The sequence below is a fragment of the Flexivirga sp. G2 genome, assembly GCF_055397625.1.
On record NZ_AP039675.1, the window covers coordinates 3,438,570 to 3,455,471 of the forward strand.

Consider the following 16,902-nt stretch of genomic DNA (forward strand, 5'->3'; position numbering starts at 1 on the left):
TCGACGAAGTCGTTGGCCTGCTCGCACGGAAGCTGTGCGCGACAGGCCGTGCCAGCACGGATCAGCTGGTCCAGTATTTCCAGGTGACATCGATGAGGGTGCGTTCGATGTATGACGCGGTGGGTGGTGGCAGTCCGGGTGGTGCCGGTGGCCGGCTGGTCGCGGTGAGAGTCCCGAGGCTGGTCGTGGTTTCACCGGCGTGACCGGTGACGTCGTGGTCGGGGTGTTCCTTGACGTAGTTGCAGCGTTCGCACAGGCCGTCGCCGTTGCGTTCACTGGTGAGTCCGCCGTCCGCGTGGGATCGGATGTGGTCGGTGTGCCGGATCGGTGCCGTGCAGTACGGGGTGCGGCAGGTCTGGTCCCGCAACCGGATGAACTCGGCCAGCAGTCCGGGGTAGGCGCGGGCTCGCGAGTCCATCCCGACCAGGTCTCCGCTGTCGGGGAAGGCGAAGATGCGCCGCACCTGGACCGCCAGGTCGGGGTCGGTCACCCACTCACGGGCCAGGTCCGCCGGGATCGGCCCGTACCCAGGAAGGTAGGCCGGCACGTCGCCGGTCAAGGTGTCGACCGGCATCAGCAGGTTGACCCGCACCTGCGGCTTCGGCGACCTCGTGCGGCTGCGCGAGGTTTGTGAACTGTCGGCACCGGCCGACTCGGGTCCGCTTCCGTCAGACGGCACGGTTGCGTTCGGTGCCGCGGTCGATTCGGCAGCCGCCGACGGATCCTCTTTGTCTACGGCCGGGTCCTCGAGGCCACGTTTGGTGACGCGGTCGACCAAGGTGTCGGCCATGACTTGCCCGCGTGGGTGGTGCGGGGTGGCGGTGGCGTCTGCGGCGCTGCTGAGTGCTGCATAGCAGGCGACGCCGTCCTTCACGGGGAGCAGGGCGCTCAGCCGGGTCATGCAATCCGGTGCGGGGCGCAGGCTGACGCGGCGTTCGGTTTCGGCTCGTGCCCGGCGTGCGGCGACCGCGGCTGGGTCTGCCTGGTAGGCGTGTTTCCTGGCCTCGGCTTCCAGTCGCTGGTGGCTGACGGTGCCAAGGTGGTCGGCGACGGCCGCGTCCACAGTGGCCCGGGACTCACGTTCCAGGCACGCGGTTTCCCGGCAGAGCATGGTGGCGTCCCACTCGGTGATCACCCCGGCAGCCAAGGCCGCACGCGTGTGCGACATCTCGTCCACCACGGCGTGGGCGAGGCCGAGCAGCCGGGATCCGAGGTGCGGGGCACACCGGCGGGCGAGCGCGACCTGTGAGCCGACCTGTCGGGCCGTGTCAGCCCTGGAGATTCCGCGTGGCACATCACGTGCCGCCTGGTTCTCGTGCACGGCCACGGCCAGGCGGGCTTGCCGGGCGGCCAGCGCGTTCTTCAACTCCTCACACGCCCGCAGCTCCGCCAGCAGGTCACCGTCGGTGATTGTGCCGTCGAGCCGGTCGTGGAACGCGCGCACCACGGACGCGTCGAGGACACCGATGGTGCCCTCGACTGCGTTCTGCAGTGTGTCGTTCATGTGTTCGAGTATGCCATGAATCATGCTGTTACACAACGATTTTCGAGCACGAGTGTTATCCACATCCCCCTCGTGTCGCACCCGTCGTCCCAATGCCGATCACTATGTCCGGTTCGGAGGGCCACACGTGGTGGATCATCGATCGCCCGTACAGGTATTGCGTGGGGGCCAACAGTTCATGCGGGGTTTGAGCGCATCTGACTGAACAGGCGACGAGCGCCGAAACGGCTCGCCTTCTTGAGATCAACTGGGCCCGGTTGTCTTTGCCCGATATGCCGCAGCCACCGTGTTGACCCGGCCATACGCTGCCCCGATAGTGGATCCTGTTGTGGCACACGTGTGAGTGGTGTCGTGCGTTGTGACATCGTCGAACTGTGACCACGCACGCACAACGTCTTGGAGATCACGCTGTGGTGTCGGCGGCGCTGGACGCGCTGTCTGATCTTCAGTTGACCGAGTTGGTCCGCGCCGGGCGTGGCGGACGAGTCGGTGTCGGGGGTTCGACGCTCACGATCGAAGTCGCGGGTCAACATGTCTTCGTCAAGTTGATCCCTGTGACTGCCCTTGAACATGCCGCCGGCCCAGGTTGTACGCAGAACTTGTTCGGATTGCCAACCTGGTACCAGTACGGCGTCGGCGAGGGATCGACAGGTTTCAGTGTGTGGCGCGAAGTCGCTGCCCATCAATCGGCGAGCGACTGGGTGCGTCACGAGGAGTGCGATAACTTCCCGCTCCTTTATCACTGGCGCGAGATACCGCACGAGCAGGTCGGCGGGATGGGGATCGATCCTGACGGCATCGATCGCGCGGTCCGGTTTTGGGGTCAGTCTCAGGCAATCGAAACGCGGCTACGTGCACTTGCCCGGTCCCGCACTGTCGTCGCCCTCTTCCTGGAGCACATTCCCTTCGTGCTTCGCCCCTGGTTGAGCAACCAACTCAACGCCGGCGGCAGGCAGGCAGCGGCAGCCGTCAGGCTTGTTGATGAGCAGCTGTCCAGGATCGTTGAGCACCTGCGTTCGCATGGCATGTCTCACTTCGATGCTCACTTCGACAATGTCCTGACCGATGGCGAGCGAATTTATCTCTCCGACTTCGGTCTCGCGACCTCGCAAGATTTCCAGCTGGACACGATCGAACGGGAATTCGTCATACTCACCTCCGATCACGACGTCGCCTATGGCGCGACCGTCTTGGTCAATACCATCGCCAGTATTTGCGTCGGCTTCGCAGGACCCGGCCAGCGCAATGATTACCTGCGTGGCTGTCATGACAGCGGTTTGGCCCCGGGACTCACCGGTTCGATCGCCGACACTGTCATACGCCACGCCTCAGTCGCGAGCATCGTGAACGACTTCTACTGGAAACTGCACGACGGTGACGTGACCACCGCGTATCCAGCGACCTCGATCGCTACGGCGATTGAACGAGCAGGCATGCGCTGATAAGCGCGCTTGGCCCGGCCAGCGCCTGACCGCCCGATGAACGATCGTCTATAGGCACAGTTCGGTCAGGAAGAGATCTCGGTTGGTGCGCAGAAAAGCTGCGTCATTGTTCGCCCATCGGACTGCGCCGCGTGCATGTTCCCGACGCGCTGTGGAGGCGCTGCGGTCGGCGGCGACCCGCGCCTCGATTTGGGCGATGCGTGCTTGTTGGTCGAGTACAGCGGTGAGGAGTTCGTCGCCTGGTAGGGCGGGGTCATAAGCGTCACGGAACGCCCGCAGGCGTTGCGCCTGGTCATGTACTGGGACGTTGCCAACTGATTGCACGCACCGAGTCCAGCCGGCGTATCCAACGTCCTCGACCGGTTTGCCGGGTCGTGCACTATCCCAGTCGATCAGCGCAACTGGCCGGCCGTCGCGCATGATCACGTTGTATGGGCCGGGGTCGCCGTGCAGTAGACAGGACGATCCTGATTCGAGGAAGTCTGCGCCGCTGGTGATGGTGTGTAGTCGCCTGAGGATGGAGGCGATATTGCGGTATGCGGCCTCCTGCCGTTGACTGGGGTGATCGGTGGTCGTTCCGGGTACGTACTCGAACACGTCCCGGTCCTGTTCATCGACGCCCAAATAGGTCGGGGCGTGTGCGAACCCGTGCTCGTTGAGCCAGGTCACGGCGGTGGAGACGAAAGGTGCCCGATGGCCACGGGGCCGGCGCACGGTGTCCCCGACCCGCACCACTCCAGGAGTTGTGCGGCCACCGTGCAACTCCTGTTCCTCCATGAGAACGACGCTACGCGGCAAGCCCGGCGGTACGCGGGGCGACCCACGTTCCACAAGCGGATCGTGTATCGACACAGCGTCGATACTGAGTCTGACGATTGCGGAGATCGAAAGCGACTTTGGGTGTGATTGGCCAGGTGATTGTGCTGAACGGAAGTCCTCGGTCTGGCAAGTCGAGCATCGCTTCAGCGATCCAAGAGTCGTGTCCGGGTGTGGATGAACGTCGGGCTCGACAACTTCAAGAACGCGACACCAGAGAGATGTCAGCCGGGGATCGGCATTCGCCCCGGCGGGGAGCGACCAGACTTGGAGCCGCTGGTGAAGACCCTCTACTTGGCGATGTACGAGTCGATCGCTGCGCACAGCCGCCGCGGGACCAACGTCGTCGCGGACACCACCCACCACGACGACTCTTCCCAGCCGCTCAATATCCTCGTGGGCTGCGCGTCGATCGTTGCCGATCTGCCGGTCTTGTTCGTGGGAGTGCGGTGCCCGATTGAGGGCGTCATGCGGCGTCGGATCCCGACGTGGGGTGCGGGGTAAGGTCGGAAGTCACTTCTCCGTAAAGCAGTCCGCTTTCGACAGCTGCTGTTCGAGGTCTATGAGCTATTTTTTCCGACCAAAGAAGCCAGTCAGGGCAGCGCCGACAAGCAACGCGACGACCAGAATAATGAGCGCATCTAGCATTCCTTCACCTCCTCATCGTCTCGATCGCGCTGTCAACCAACTGCAGCTCCACCGCCGCAACCATTCCCTCGCCATTCCTCGAAGGTATGTCACACAGCATCAGCCGCGCAGGACTGCGCCCACCCGGTCCAACGCGCCCGGGACCAGCGTCCGCCGGTAAGACACTCGGCCCTCACCCAGCCGCCCCGAGGTCACCACGCCGATGTCCTCGAGCATCTGCATCTCGTCGATCCGCGCCGGCAGATCCGCGGTCACCCTCGGCCCAGCCATCAGAGCCTGCAGCTCCTTCGCACGCGACGGCGGCACTGTGCGGTTGGTGGCAGTGGGTCGAACCATGGCAGCAGTATCGCGCGCAGCTGCCTCATGACCGATCGCTGAGCGGCAAGACGCATGCGGCGAAATGACCCCCTACACGTTTCACGACGTGACTACGTTGGCAGCTTCAGCAGGCAGCGAAGGGCGGGGCGTTCGATGACAGCAACGGTCAGGGTCCGTAGGAAGAAGGCGTTCTGGGTGAACCGGGGACGCTCGTTCGCGATCCTGATCAACGATGTCGAGCGCGGCATCGTGAAGAATGGTTCATCTGTGGACATCGAGGTGGAGCCTGGGGAGTTCGTGATACAGGCTCGCATCGACTGGGGTGGTTCGCCGGCCCTGACGTCAACGGTTGGCGATGGCGAGATCGCGTGTTTCGTAGTCTGCAACGGCAGTACGACGTCGGTTGCCCACGAACCCATGAAGTACCTGACCCTCGAGCAAGAGGAGTGAGCAGCGGGCAGGATCGCGACCCGTTCCGCAGGACGATCGTTGTCTGAACATCGGCGGGAGTCAGCGAGTCAATAGCGTCGGTCGCAGTGTGTAGGTCGGTTGCTCAGCTGTCGACGCGCAGAGTTTCCAGTGCCTGGCCGTGCTGATCGAGTGCCGTAATCGAGATCGGCCGGTTGCCGGTCCAGACGATCGCGAGACGTCCGTGCGATGGGGGTCTGATCTGGCGATCATCTTCGACCAGCACTCGATCGACTGCAGGGACCACGTTGATCAGCGCATACGCAACCCATCGGCGGCCGGCTCTGCAGCCGCCGCCACTATTCGACTCGACGAAGTGGCCCTCTCTTAACGGAGCAGGTCGCAGCAGAACATCTAGTTCTTCACCTCCGCCGCCGCCCCCTCCAAGTAATGACCACCGGGTACCGGTCCTCGCCAGCACGTGCTCTTCCCACTCGGCGCCGCCGTGTGCGCGGCGCAAGAACACTGTGACGGCCACGTCGCCATTCACATCCGCCGCGACTGGAAGAAAACGTCGCCGCCGCGACAACGCAACCGGGCCCGCGACGGGTCCGCCATCAATCAAATGGAGCGACTCGACAAGCTGGTCGTATGTCATGTTCAACAGCTTGCACTACCCGCCCTGGGCGACGCGGGACGAACGCTCGGTGCCCCCTCGCCTGTCTCAGTTGACGTTCCGTGAACGGTGATCCTGCACGTCTAGGCGAGAACATGCCGAGGTCGCCGAGCGCGGTCCCGTAAGACCCGCCCGGCCGGGCATCCCGGGACACGGGCGTCCTACGGTGCACGCGTGCACATCTCGGAAATGTCTGCAAACGGTCCCGAGTCTCACCCTGAGCGACACTTGCTGCTCGGACGCGCACTGACGTCAAGCATCCTCGAACGCACCGCACTAGGGTCAACCCATGAGCAACGGATGGACGAGCCCCGGGGGTGACTCGCCCGGCCGCGACGACGGAGCACCGCCGCCGCAGTACGGCCAGTACGGCCCGCCCCCGCCGGCATACGGGCAATACGGCCAGCAACCACCGCAGTACGGCACCGGTCCGCAGGGCTACGGGCCGCCGATGTTCCAGCTCGCCCCGAAACCGGGCGTCATACCGTTGCGGCCGTTGAACCTCGGCGACATCTTCAGCGGCACCTTCGGCACCATCCGGGGCAACCCGGGAGCGACGCTCGGCCTGTCGGCGTTGATGGCGCTCATCGTCGCCGTGCCTTCCGTGCTCGTCACGATCGCGTTCACCAACGCCGACCTCACCGTCACGGACAGTGACGGCACCACGACGAACCTCGGCGGTCAGCTCGGCCTCATCGTCAGCTCGGTGTTCTCCTGGTTCGCGGGTGTCCTGCTGGCGGGGATGCTCACCGTCGTCGTCGCCGAGGCCGTGCTCGGCCGGCGCATCTCGATCGGCCAGACCTGGCGTCAGGTGCGTGGTCGGCTGCTACCGCTCATCGGCCTGACGCTGATGATCGTTGCGGCGATCGTGCTCGGCTGCGGTGTCGTCGTCGGCATCGTCGTCCTGCTCGCCGTCACGACCGGTGCGGTGGGTGCGGTGACGTCCGGCGTCGTGCTCGGCATCGGCGCCGTCGTCGCTCTGGTCTGGTTGGCCACCAAGGTCGGCCTGGCCGCGCCGGGGCTCGTCCTGGAGAAGGTGGGCCCGGTGCGCGCCATCGCGCGGTCCTGGCACCTCACCCGCCAGCAGTGGTGGCGCATCTTCGGGATCACCCTGCTCGCCCAACTCGTCGTCTACGTGGTCAGCCAGGTCGTGTCCTTTCCCGCCGCGATCGTCGCGGTCGCAAGTTCCGACGACGGCGGCCTCGGCGTCGGTGGAGCAGTCGCGATCCAGCTCGTCGCGGTGCTCGTCAGCGCGCTGACGACCCCGTTCACCGCAGGAGTGACCGCCCTGCTCTACCTCGACCAACGGATCCGCAAGGAAGCCCTGGACGTCACCCTGATGGAGGCTGCCGCCAAGGACGGTGCCGGTGCACCGTGACAGGGGCCTTCCCCTGGACCCGAGCGGTCGCACCGCGCACGACTGGCTGCAACGCGAACTCGCCAAACCGGCATACGCCGACCAGCGCAGCTGGCTGCAGCGACTCTGGGACTGGGCCACCGACCGGCTCGACGCCCTGCTCAACGGAGTCGGTGGAGCGCTGCCGCTGTGGGTGCTGATCCCGCTGCTGCTGGTGATCGTCGCCATCGTGGTCTTCGCCCTGTCCCGTCTGCGCGGCAGCTCCGCCGGCCGAGCCGACGTCCCGGACGAGGGCGTGCTCGCCGACGTCGACCTGACCGCCGCGCAGCTGCGCGAGCGCGCGTCACGATTGGCGTCCGAGGGAGCGCATTCGGCCGCCTTCATCGACCACTTCCGGGCGGTCGCCCGCCGGGCCGAGGAACGCGCGCTGTTGCTGCCGCAACCCGGCCGCACCGCCCACGAGGTGGCCGCCGAGCTCGGCGCCTTCTTCCCGGCGAACACGGCCGCGATCCGTTCGGCCGCAACGTTCTTCGATGAGGTCCGGTATGGCGACACCGTTGCCGCACCCTCCGACGTGACCCGGATCGCGGCCCTCGACCGAGAGCTGGACGCCACCCGCCCACAGCACGCCGCCGTGCATGGGGTGACCGCGTGATCACGCGGGGCCGGGTGGTCATCACCGGCATCGTGGTGTGCCTGCTCACGGTGCTGGTCGGAGCGGTCGTGCTCACGCCACGGACCTCCAGCGAGCCGCTCGACCCCGCGTCCCCGGGCCCGGACGGGAGCCGCGCCGTGGCGCAGGTGCTCGGCCAGCGCGGTGTGGACGTGACGATCGCCCACCGCGTCGGCGACTTCAGCAGCGACGAGGTCCGCGGTGCGACGCTGGTGATCACGCGCCCACAGCTGCTCGCAGCGCGGACGGTGCAGCGGACGATGGCCATGGCCGCCAACGCCCGCCGCGTCGTGATCGTGGATGCCGACCCGTCGACCGTCAAGGCACTGGGGCTACCCGTCTCGCAGGTCGATCCGCTGGAAACAGAGCCTGTTTCGCGATGTGCGGTGCCCTGGTTGAAGGGGCTGAGGTTGAGTTTCGCCGACCTCGGTTACCGCCTCACCGACGTCGGCCGGGTGTGCTTCGGCGAGGGTGGGCAGGGTGCTCTCGCCGTCCTGCCTGCCGAGGGTCGTGCACCGGAGATCGTGCTCCTCGGCAGCCACGCGGTGCTGGCCAACAAGACTGTCGTCGATGCCGATAATGCCGCGATCATCCTGCGCACCCTCGGCAGCAGTGACCACCTCGTCTGGTTCGCACCCACCCTGGCGACGGGTGACAGTGACGCCGCGCAGGGACCGAAGTGGCCCGGCTGGTTCCACCCGGCAGTCTGGTTGGGCGCTGCCGTCATACTCGTCGTGATGGTATGGCGCGGAAGGCGTTTCGGCCGGCTGGTGCCCGAACCGCTGCCGGTGGTGGTGCCCGCCGGCGAGACGACCCGCAGCCGCGGACAGCTCTACCGCAAGGCGCATGACCATGCCCGGGCGTCGGCGGTGCTGCGGCAGGCCACCCGGATGCGGCTGGCGCGGTATCTCGGCCTGGCGCCGAACGGCCGACCCGAGACCCTGGTCGACCGCACTGCTCGAGCCGCCGAACACGATCCTCGGCAGGTGGCGGACCTGCTCTACGGCACCGACCCACCCGACGAGGACGCCATGACCTCGCTCGCACAAGACTTGCAACAGCTCGAAAGGCAGGTACGACGATGACATCGCCCTCCCCCGACCACGTGGACGGAGCGCAACGGGCCAGGGCCGCCCTCAACGCGGTGCGTGGCGAGGTCGCCAAGGCCGTTGTCGGCCAGGACGCTGCGGTGACTGCTCTGGTCATCGCGCTGCTCGCGCGCGGCCATGTGCTGCTCGAGGGAGTGCCGGGTGTCGCGAAGACGCTGCTCGTGCGGTCGATGGCGGCCGCGTTGTCGATCGAGACCAAGCGCGTGCAGTTCACCCCGGACCTGATGCCGGGTGACATCACCGGTTCGCTCGTATTCGACTCGCGCACTTCGGAATTCAGCTTCCGGCCCGGCCCGGTCTTCACCAACCTGCTGCTCGCGGACGAGATCAACCGCACTCCCCCGAAGACCCAGTCGGCACTCCTGGAGGCGATGGAGGAGCGTCAGGTCTCGGTCGACGGCGAGGCCCGCCCGTTGCCGGCGCCGTTCCTGGTGGCAGCCACCCAGAACCCCGTCGAGTACGAAGGCACCTACCCGCTGCCGGAAGCGCAACTGGACCGCTTCCTGATGAAGGTCAGCATGCCGTTACCGGACCGCGACGCCGAGTTGGAGGTGTTGCGCCGGCACGCGGCGGACTTCGACCCGCGGGACCTGGCCGCTGCGGGCATCCGGCCGGTCGCCGGTGCGGACGACCTCGCCGCCGGTTCCGCCGCGGTGCGTGGTGTGCAGGTCGGTGCCGACGTCGCGACATACATCGTGGACCTGGTGCGTGGCACCCGCTCCGCGCCGTCGTTGTCCCTCGGGGCAAGTCCGCGCGCCGCGACCGCCCTGCTCGCCACGAGCCGCGCCTGGGCGTGGCTCAGTGGGCGCGACTTCGTCACCCCGGACGACGTGAAGGCGATGACGCGCGCGACGCTGGCCCACCGTCTCCAGTTGCGACCGGAGGCCGAACTCGAAGGCGTCAGCACCGCCGCGGTGCTCGACTCGGTGATCGGCGCAGTCCCGGTCCCCCGGTGACACCATGGCAGTGACCGGCCGCACCGCGTTGCTCGCCGCGCTTGGCATCGTCGTCGTGGTCGTGCATCCGGGGATCGCGACCGTCTTCTGGTGGCTGGGCGTCGTTGCGCTCCTGGTGGGACTCGACCTGTGGCTCGCGCCGGCCACGACTTCGCTTGCGGCACAACGCTCTTCGATCCGGCCCGTGCGCCTCGGCGAGACTGCGGCGAGCACTCTGACGGTGCGCAACACCGGGTCGCGCCACCTGCGCGGCGCCATACGTGACGGCTGGCAGCCGTCCGCCGGCGCACGCGGTGAACGCATGTCGCTGCGCCTCGGACCCGGCGAACAGGCTCGGCTGGTCGTCGAGCTGACACCCACCCGACGCGGTGACCGACGCGCGGACCGGGTGACCATCCGAACGGCCGGTCCGCTCGGTCTGGCGCTGCGGCAGCGGTCGGTCGAGATCCCGGGCGCGGTCCGCGCGTTGCCGGCCTTCCCGTCCCGTCGGCACCTGCCGAGTCGGCTCGCGCAGCTACGGCAGATCGACGGCCGGTCCGCGGTGCGGGTCCGTGGGCAGGGGACCGAGTTCGACTCCCTGCGCGACTACGTCGACGGCGACGACGTACGCAGCATCGACTGGCGTGCGACGGCGCGTCGACAGCACCCGGTGGTGCGCACCTGGCAACCGGAGCGCGACCGGCGGGTAGTGATCGTGCTCGACACGTCGCGTACCTCGGCCGGGCGGATCGGTGACAGCACCCGGCTCGACGCGGAGATGGATGCGACCCTGCTGCTGGCGGCGCTGGCCTCCCGCGCGGGAGATCGGGTCAGCCTCCTGGCCGGTGACCGCACGATCCGCACCCGCGTCGCCGGCATCACCGATCGTGCCGAGCTGATGCACACCCTCATCAATGCCATGGCACCCGTGGAACCCGCTCTGGTGGAGGCGAACTGGCGCACGCTACTGGGGACCGGAGGGGCGCTGCCGAAGCAGCGTTCCTTGCTCGTCCTGGTCACCCCGTTGGAGCCTGCGGCGATCCAGGAGGGGCTGCTCCCGGTCGTGGCGAACGTCGCGACCCAGCATCGGGTGGTCGTCGCCTCGGTCGCCGATCCCGGCGTGCGTGCCCTGGCGCTGGAACGCGGCTCCGCCGCCGAGGTGTATGACGCCAGCGCCGCCGAGCGCACCGAGCTGTTGCGGGGCGACACCCGGATCGCATTGGAACGTCTCGGTGTGACGGTGCTGGACGAGGAGCCGGACGCCCTCCCTCTGGCGCTGGTCGACCACTACCTGATGCTGAAGAGTCGCGGCCTGCTCTGAGCCGCTGTCACGCACTGACCGGGAGCACCGCGCTCCGGTCCGCCTCGGCCACATCGCCGGTGACACCCTCCGCGACGGCCCGGCGACCGAGCACGAAAACGTAAGCCAGGAAGGCGATCTCGGCCACCACGCCGATCCCGACCCGCAGCCAGGTCGGCAGCGGCGACGGCGTCACGAAGGCCTCGATCGCGCCACTGACCAGCAACACGCCGACCAGTCCGATCGCGACGACGATGATCGACCGACCCTCGTGGGCCATCGCATCCGCGCGGGTGCGCGCACCGGGCTCCACCCACGACCAGAACAGCCGCAGGCCGCAGCCGGCAGCGACGAAAACCGCTGTCAGCTCGAGGATCCCGTGCGGCAGGATCAGCCCGAAGAAGTCGCCGCCGTGGCCGTAGGAAACCATGATGCCGCCCTGGACACCGACGTTGTACACGTTGTTCCACAGCATCCAGATGATCGGGAAACCGAGCACTCCCAAGGCAATACACATCGCAGCGACCCAGGCGTTGTTGGTCCAGACCCGGGTCGCGAAGTCGGCACCGCCATACTCGGAGTAGTAGTCGCGGAAGTCGTGGTTGACCAACTGCTGGGCGGCCTCGGGTGAGATGAAGGACGCCTGGACCGCCGGGTTCCGCGCAACCCATGCACCGAGCACCACGGCGGCGACGACGTTGGCCAGTGCCGTCCCGATCCACCACCACCGGGTCCGGTAGAGCACCGCCGGGAAGTCACGGACCACGAAGTCCGCCAGCCGCGACCAGGTCATCGTGCGGCGCCGCAACGACGCCGTGCGCGCCCTGGCCAACACGGTCGACAGGTACTGCACGACCGTCGGGTCAGGAGCGGCCGACCGGATCAGCGACAGGTGGGTCGCCGTGCGCTGGTAGAGATCCAGCAACTCGTCGGCCTCCGCACCGCTGAGGGTCCGTCGTCCGCTCAGTGCACGCAGCTGCTCCCACTCGGGGTAGTGCGCGGTGACGAACGCATCGAGGTCCATGCGAGCGACTATAGGGTGGCCACATGACTTCCGCGCAGCCCGCGCCCGCGCGCCGGCTGCGCGGCGCGGACAGCGATCTGATGGTCACCGGCGAGGCCGTGCTCATCGACGTTCCGTCCGCGCCGCTGCCCACCCGGCTGCTCGCCGCGGTCATCGACTGGTTCGGTTACATCCTGTTGCTCGTCGGGCTGGTCCTGCTGGTCACGTTCGCCTCGAACGGCGGCAGCGACGCCACCCTCAACACGCTGTGGCTGCTCAGCGTCATCACCTGCTTCCTGGTGGTGCCGGTGACGGTCGAGACCCTCACCCGCGGCCGGTCGCTCGGCAAACTCCTCGTCAAGCTGCGCGTGGTGCGCGATGACGGCGGCCCGATCGTCTTCCGGCACGCCTTCGTGCGCGGCTTGATCGGCGTCATCGAACTCCCGCTGCTCAGTGGGGTTCCGGCGGTCATCGCGTCGGTCGCCAACGCACGCGGGAAGCGGCTGGGCGACTTCGCCGCCGGGACGTATGTCGTCCGCGAGCAGACCGGGCTGCGGCTCAGCCCGCCGCCACCGCCCCCGCCATACCTGCGGGCCTGGGTGACCGGCGCCGACCTGGCACCCTTGCCGGACGGCCTGGCACTGGCGATCCGGCAGTTCCTCATCCGTCGCGCGACACTGACCCCGGCGGCACGCAACGCACTCACCACCGACCTGATGCGCCAGGTGATGCCACTGGTCTCCCCGCCGCCGCCCGCCGGGACGCACCCGGAGGACGTGCTGTCCGCGGTACTGACCGCACGCAGCGATCGCGAGGCCGGCCGGCTGGCCCGTGAGCAGGCGACCCGCTCCCGCCTCCTGCCGCCCGACCCGCTGCGTCGTCAGCCCTGGCTGTAACCGGGTTTGATCACGTCGTCGATGATCGAGAGGCGCTCGTCGAACGGCAGGAACGCCGACTTCATCGCATTGATGGTCGCCCACCGCAGGTCGTCCACGGTCCAGCCGGCCTCGTCGACGAGCAACTGCATCTCACGCGACATGGAGGTGCCGCTCATCAACCGGTTGTCGGTGTTGACGGTCACCCGGAAGCGCAGGTCCTTCAGGCGGGTGATCGGGTGCTCGGCGATCGAATCCGCCGCTCCCGTCTGCAGATTGGACGACGGACACATCTCCAGCGGGATCCGCCGGTCACGCACGTATGCCGCCAGCAGCCCCAGCTTCTCCCCCGGCTGACCGAAGTCGGTGATGTCGTCCACGATCCGCACACCGTGACCCAGCCGCTCCGCCCCGCACCACTGGATGGCCTCCCAGATGCTCGGCAACCCGAACGCCTCACCGGCGTGGATGGTGAAGTGGGCGTTCTCCCGCTGCAGGTACTCGAACGCGTCCAGGTGGCGCGTGGGCGGGAAGCCGGCCTCGGCGCCGGCGATGTCGAAGCCGGCCACGCCGTCGTCCCGGTAGCGAACCGCGAGCTGGGCGATCTCGGTCGACTTCGCGGCGTGCCGCATGGCGGTGAGCAGCGCGCGTACGACGATACGGCCGCCGCCGGCCTGCTCCCCGTCGCGGAAGCCGGCGTTGACCGCCTCGACGACCTCCTCCAGGGTGAGTCCGCCTTCGAGGTGCTGTTCGGGCGCGTAGCGCACCTCGGCATACACGACGCCGTCGGCGGCCAGGTCCTGGGCACATTCGGATGCCACGCGCCGCAACTGATCGGCGGTCTGCATCACCGCGACGGAGTGTTCGAACGTCTCCAGGTAGCGCTCGAGCGAGCCGGAGTCGGCCGCCTGGCGGAACCAGCTGCCCAACGACTCGGCGTCGGACGCGGGCAGGGCGTCGTACCCGCTTTCCTGCGCGAGCTCCACGATCGTCGCCGGACGCAGCCCGCCGTCGAGGTGGTCATGCAGCAGGACCTTGGGTAGTGCCTTGATCTCCGGGCGGATGTCGTCACTCATCGCGGTGCACCGTGTCCGGTGAGAACGCCGGCAGACAGACGGCGATGTAGTCGGCGCCGTCCGGTCCGGTGGAATACCGGATGCGTTCTCCCGCGGTCGTTTTCAGCGTCTCGCCGGCGCTGACGGTCGTACGTTCACCGTCGCCGTGCTCGACGATCACAGTGCCGCGCAGCACCACGGTGAACTCGTCGAACTCGGGCGTCTGGAACGGCTCCGACCACTCGCCGGGCGCCTGCATGTGGGCGACACTCAGCCGCTTCTCACCGGTGCTCGCAGCGCCGATGTGCTCGTCGATGATTTTTCCACCGGGCACCGGGATCCGCACCGGCTCCGCGTAACGATCAACCATTCCGACACTCTAGTGAGTGTCGGAATGGTTGGCAGGTGGCCGGGCGGGTTATGCGATCCGGTCGATCACCAATGGCGTTGTCTCTCCGGCGGATTCACCGATCGACCACGCGCCGGCAAGTGCCTCTGTCGCCCGGGCGAACCGGTCGGGGGTGTCCGTGTGCAGGGTCAGCAGCGGCTGCCCGGCGGTGACCCGATCGCCCGGCTTGGCGTGTATGACGACCCCGGCCCCGGCCTGCACCGGGTCCTCCTTGCGTGCCCGGCCGGCGCCCAGCCGCCACGCGGCCACTCCGACCGCGAGCGCGTCGAGACGCTGCAGCACACCGGTACTGTCCGCGGTGATCACCTCGGTGTCGTTCGCGACCGGGAGCGTCGCACTCGGGTCACCGCCCTGCGCCGAGATCATTCGGCGCCATACGTCCATCGCCCGGCCGTCCCGCAGCGCCTCCGCCGGGTCGACATCGGATTTGCCTGCGGCTGCGAGCATTTCGCGTGCCAGAGCCACGGTCAGCTCCACGACGTCGGACGGTCCGCCGCCCGCAAGCACGTCAACCGACTCCTGCACCTCCAGGGCGTTGCCCGCGGTCAGGCCGAGCGGCGTCGACATGTCGGTCAGCAGGGCAACGGTCAGGACGCCCGCGTCGGTCCCGAGGTCGACCATCGTCCGTGCCAGCTCGCGGGCCTGGTCGGCGGTCTTCATGAACGCGCCGCTGCCGACCTTCACGTCGAGCACCAGCGAGCCGGTGCCTTCGGCGATCTTCTTGCTCATGATCGAGCTGGCGATCAGCGGGATCGCCTCGACCGTGCTGGTCACGTCACGCAGGGCGTAGAGCTTCTTGTCCGCGGGTGCGAGCCCGGCGCCGGCGGCGCAGATGACGGCGCCGATCTCGTCCAGCTGTCGCAGCATCGCGTCGTTCGACAGCGAGGCCTGCCATCCCGGGATCGACTCCAGCTTGTCCAGCGTGCCGCCGGTGTGGCCGAGACCGCGACCGGACAGCTGCGGGACCGCGACGCCGTAGACGGCGACGAGCGGCGCCAGCGGCAGGGTGATCTTGTCGCCCACTCCCCCGGTCGAGTGCTTGTCCGAGGTCGGACGCGACAGCGACCCGAAGTCCATCCGCTCACCGGACGCGATCATCGCCGCCGTCCAGTGCTTGATCTCCTCACGGCTCATGCCGTTGAGGAAGATCGCCATGGCGAGCGCGGACATCTGCTCGTCCGCGACGACACCCCGCGTATAGGCGTCGATGACCCAGTCGATCTGCTCCTTGCCCAGCGGCTGCTTGTCCCGCTTGGTGGCAATCACGTCGACGGCATCAAAGTTCTCGCTCATAAAGCCAGATCCTGCCAGCCGGCGCCCAATGCCCGAAACCGGCCGCGGATAGGGCACAGTAGTCTGCGGCCCGGACTGGGAGGACACCGGGAACCATCACCCCCGCCGGTGCGTCCATGCTCCGGAAACCAACGACCTCACACCCCACAGAAACACGCCACACGGAGGAACCATGAAGCTCATTTCCCGCACCGCGGCCGCCGCCCTGATCATCAGCCTGCCGATGGCGCTCGGTGCCTGTGGCGGCGGCAAGCCGAGCAAGGCCGACGTCAAGGCCGGTTACGTCAAGAGCGTCAAGGCCCAGGCCAAGAAGTCCGGTGTCAAGATCCCGGACTCGACCCTGGACAAGATGGCCGGCTGCATCATCGACAAGTCGTACGACGACGTCAGCAGCGACAGCCTGAACAGCATCAAGGACGGCAAGACCAACAGCGACGGCGAGATCAAGGTGACCTCGAAGGACAAGCCGAAGTTCGAGTCCGCGTCCACGGCCTGCCAGACGAAGTACAAGGACGAGCTCAGTAAGCTCGGCTGATTCGTCCCGCACGACAGCACGAATGCCCCGGCCGGTGTGCAACCGACCGGGGCATTCCTGCGTCACACCTTCGACATCGCCCCTCCGGAGAGGACATCATGCGTTCGCTTCCCACCAAGCAGGCTGCCGCCGCCGCCCTCCTGCTCACCCTGCCGTTGAGCCTGGCCGCCTGCAGCTCGGGCTCGTCGGACAAGGCGACCAGCCCGAAACCGTCGGCCAGCTCGACCAGTGCACCCACGTCGAATGGCACACCGGGCGGCGGCGACAGCTCCGCCGCCGACAGTGGCAAGCCGAGCAAGGCACAGGTCGCGGAAGGTATGACGAACTACTTCGTGGGCAAGGGCGTTCCGCGTTCGCTGGTCGGTGACGTCGCGAGCTGCGTTGCCGACAAGGGCTATTCGCAGTTCTCCGATGCCACGCTGCGCGCCCTGAAGAGCGGCAAGGTCAACGAACTCAACCCGCTGGACAGCGGCAAGCTGACCAAGGTCACCACGACCTGTCTGGCCGGTGGCAAGGGCGGGTCGCTGCCCAGCAGTGTCGGCTGAC

At 67.6% G+C, this 16,902-nt stretch carries 18 protein-coding genes and 1 pseudogene; 11 read left to right on the top strand and 8 right to left on the bottom strand.

Going from position 1 to position 16,902, the window contains the following annotated elements; all coding sequences use genetic code 11:
• Positions 1 to 61: 61 nt before the first annotated feature.
• A complete protein-coding gene (locus tag ACZ50J_RS16665; RefSeq protein ID WP_464298272.1) occupies positions 62 to 1,504 on the bottom strand; it encodes an HNH endonuclease in 1,443 nt (480 codons plus the stop codon).
• Positions 1,505 to 1,878: 374 nt separating this feature from the next.
• On the opposite strand from ACZ50J_RS16665, the gene ACZ50J_RS16670 reads away from it, so the two are divergent.
• Positions 1,879 to 2,946 (top strand): serine/threonine protein phosphatase, encoded by a 1,068-nt coding sequence (locus ACZ50J_RS16670; RefSeq protein WP_464298273.1) that lies wholly within the window; start codon positions 1,879 to 1,881, stop codon positions 2,944 to 2,946.
• A gap of 48 nt (positions 2,947 to 2,994) precedes the next feature.
• Here the strand turns inward: ACZ50J_RS16670 and ACZ50J_RS16675 are convergent, their stop codons facing one another.
• Positions 2,995 to 3,615, bottom strand: coding sequence for a phosphotransferase (locus tag ACZ50J_RS16675; protein WP_464298274.1), 621 nt, complete (start codon positions 3,613 to 3,615; stop codon positions 2,995 to 2,997).
• 251 nt (positions 3,616 to 3,866) lie between these two features.
• On the opposite strand from ACZ50J_RS16675, the pseudogene ACZ50J_RS16680 reads away from it, so the two are divergent.
• Positions 3,867 to 4,266, top strand: a pseudogene (locus tag ACZ50J_RS16680) (phosphotransferase-like protein).
• Positions 4,267 to 4,509: 243 nt separating this feature from the next.
• On the opposite strand, the gene ACZ50J_RS16685 reads toward ACZ50J_RS16680, so the two are convergent.
• Positions 4,510 to 4,746, bottom strand: coding sequence for a hypothetical protein (locus ACZ50J_RS16685; RefSeq protein ID WP_464298275.1), 237 nt, complete (start codon positions 4,744 to 4,746; stop codon positions 4,510 to 4,512).
• Between the two features lie 135 nt (positions 4,747 to 4,881).
• On the opposite strand from ACZ50J_RS16685, the gene ACZ50J_RS16690 reads away from it, so the two are divergent.
• A complete protein-coding gene (locus ACZ50J_RS16690) occupies positions 4,882 to 5,178 on the top strand; it encodes a hypothetical protein (RefSeq protein WP_464298276.1) in 297 nt (98 codons plus the stop codon).
• 103 nt (positions 5,179 to 5,281) lie between these two features.
• Here the strand turns inward: ACZ50J_RS16690 and ACZ50J_RS16695 are convergent, their stop codons facing one another.
• On the bottom strand, positions 5,282 to 5,794 hold the full coding sequence (locus ACZ50J_RS16695) for a hypothetical protein (RefSeq protein WP_464298277.1): 513 nt from the start codon (positions 5,792 to 5,794) through the stop codon (positions 5,282 to 5,284).
• Positions 5,795 to 6,101: 307 nt separating this feature from the next.
• Between ACZ50J_RS16695 and ACZ50J_RS16700 the strand changes: the two genes are divergently transcribed.
• The 5 genes from ACZ50J_RS16700 to ACZ50J_RS16720 are packed head-to-tail and all read left to right on the top strand — an operon-like array spanning position 6,102 to position 11,207.
• Positions 6,102 to 7,190, top strand: coding sequence for a DUF7847 domain-containing protein (locus ACZ50J_RS16700; RefSeq protein WP_464298278.1), 1,089 nt, complete (start codon positions 6,102 to 6,104; stop codon positions 7,188 to 7,190).
• On the top strand, positions 7,180 to 7,824 hold the full coding sequence (locus tag ACZ50J_RS16705; protein ID WP_464298279.1) for a DUF4129 domain-containing protein: 645 nt from the start codon (positions 7,180 to 7,182) through the stop codon (positions 7,822 to 7,824). Before ACZ50J_RS16700 ends, ACZ50J_RS16705 begins: the two co-directional genes overlap by 11 nt.
• Positions 7,821 to 8,927, top strand: a complete 1,107-nt coding sequence (locus tag ACZ50J_RS16710) for a DUF4350 domain-containing protein (RefSeq protein ID WP_464298280.1) — start codon at positions 7,821 to 7,823, stop codon at positions 8,925 to 8,927. Before ACZ50J_RS16705 ends, ACZ50J_RS16710 begins: the two co-directional genes overlap by 4 nt.
• Positions 8,924 to 9,907: an AAA family ATPase gene (locus ACZ50J_RS16715; protein WP_464298281.1), complete on the top strand. Its 984-nt coding sequence runs from the start codon at positions 8,924 to 8,926 to the stop codon at positions 9,905 to 9,907. Before ACZ50J_RS16710 ends, ACZ50J_RS16715 begins: the two co-directional genes overlap by 4 nt.
• 4 nt (positions 9,908 to 9,911) lie before the next feature.
• The gene (locus ACZ50J_RS16720) at positions 9,912 to 11,207 is read left to right on the top strand and encodes a DUF58 domain-containing protein (protein WP_464298282.1); all 1,296 of its coding nucleotides are present in this window, start codon (positions 9,912 to 9,914) and stop codon (positions 11,205 to 11,207) included.
• A gap of 7 nt (positions 11,208 to 11,214) precedes the next feature.
• Here ACZ50J_RS16720 and ACZ50J_RS16725 read toward each other — a convergent pair whose 3' ends face one another.
• Positions 11,215 to 12,210: a stage II sporulation protein M gene (locus ACZ50J_RS16725; protein ID WP_464298283.1), complete on the bottom strand. Its 996-nt coding sequence runs from the start codon at positions 12,208 to 12,210 to the stop codon at positions 11,215 to 11,217.
• 23 nt (positions 12,211 to 12,233) lie between these two features.
• Between ACZ50J_RS16725 and ACZ50J_RS16730 the strand changes: the two genes are divergently transcribed.
• The gene (locus ACZ50J_RS16730; RefSeq protein WP_464298284.1) at positions 12,234 to 13,085 is read left to right on the top strand and encodes an RDD family protein; all 852 of its coding nucleotides are present in this window, start codon (positions 12,234 to 12,236) and stop codon (positions 13,083 to 13,085) included.
• Here the strand turns inward: ACZ50J_RS16730 and ACZ50J_RS16735 are convergent.
• From ACZ50J_RS16735 to ACZ50J_RS16745, 3 genes are read right to left on the bottom strand one after another with little or no spacing between them, the layout of a single operon-like run.
• Entirely contained in the window at positions 13,070 to 14,140 is a 1,071-nt protein-coding gene (locus ACZ50J_RS16735) for an adenosine deaminase (protein ID WP_464298285.1), read from the bottom strand. The two genes, ACZ50J_RS16730 and ACZ50J_RS16735, sit on opposite strands and share 16 nt — an antisense overlap.
• Complete coding sequence (locus ACZ50J_RS16740; RefSeq protein ID WP_464298286.1) at positions 14,133 to 14,489, bottom strand: cupin domain-containing protein; 357 nt, start codon at positions 14,487 to 14,489, stop codon at positions 14,133 to 14,135. The genes ACZ50J_RS16735 and ACZ50J_RS16740 overlap by 8 nt, the downstream gene beginning before the upstream one ends.
• 48 nt (positions 14,490 to 14,537) lie before the next feature.
• Positions 14,538 to 15,821: a thymidine phosphorylase gene (locus ACZ50J_RS16745; RefSeq protein WP_464298287.1), complete on the bottom strand. Its 1,284-nt coding sequence runs from the start codon at positions 15,819 to 15,821 to the stop codon at positions 14,538 to 14,540.
• Between the two features lie 172 nt (positions 15,822 to 15,993).
• Here ACZ50J_RS16745 and ACZ50J_RS16750 point away from each other — a divergent pair, with 172 nt between their 5' ends.
• Positions 15,994 to 16,356, top strand: coding sequence for a hypothetical protein (locus ACZ50J_RS16750; RefSeq protein WP_464298288.1), 363 nt, complete (start codon positions 15,994 to 15,996; stop codon positions 16,354 to 16,356).
• A 98-nt stretch (positions 16,357 to 16,454) separates the two neighbouring features.
• Positions 16,455 to 16,901, top strand: a complete 447-nt coding sequence (locus tag ACZ50J_RS16755; RefSeq protein ID WP_464298289.1) for a hypothetical protein — start codon at positions 16,455 to 16,457, stop codon at positions 16,899 to 16,901.
• Position 16,902 lies beyond the last annotated feature (1 nt).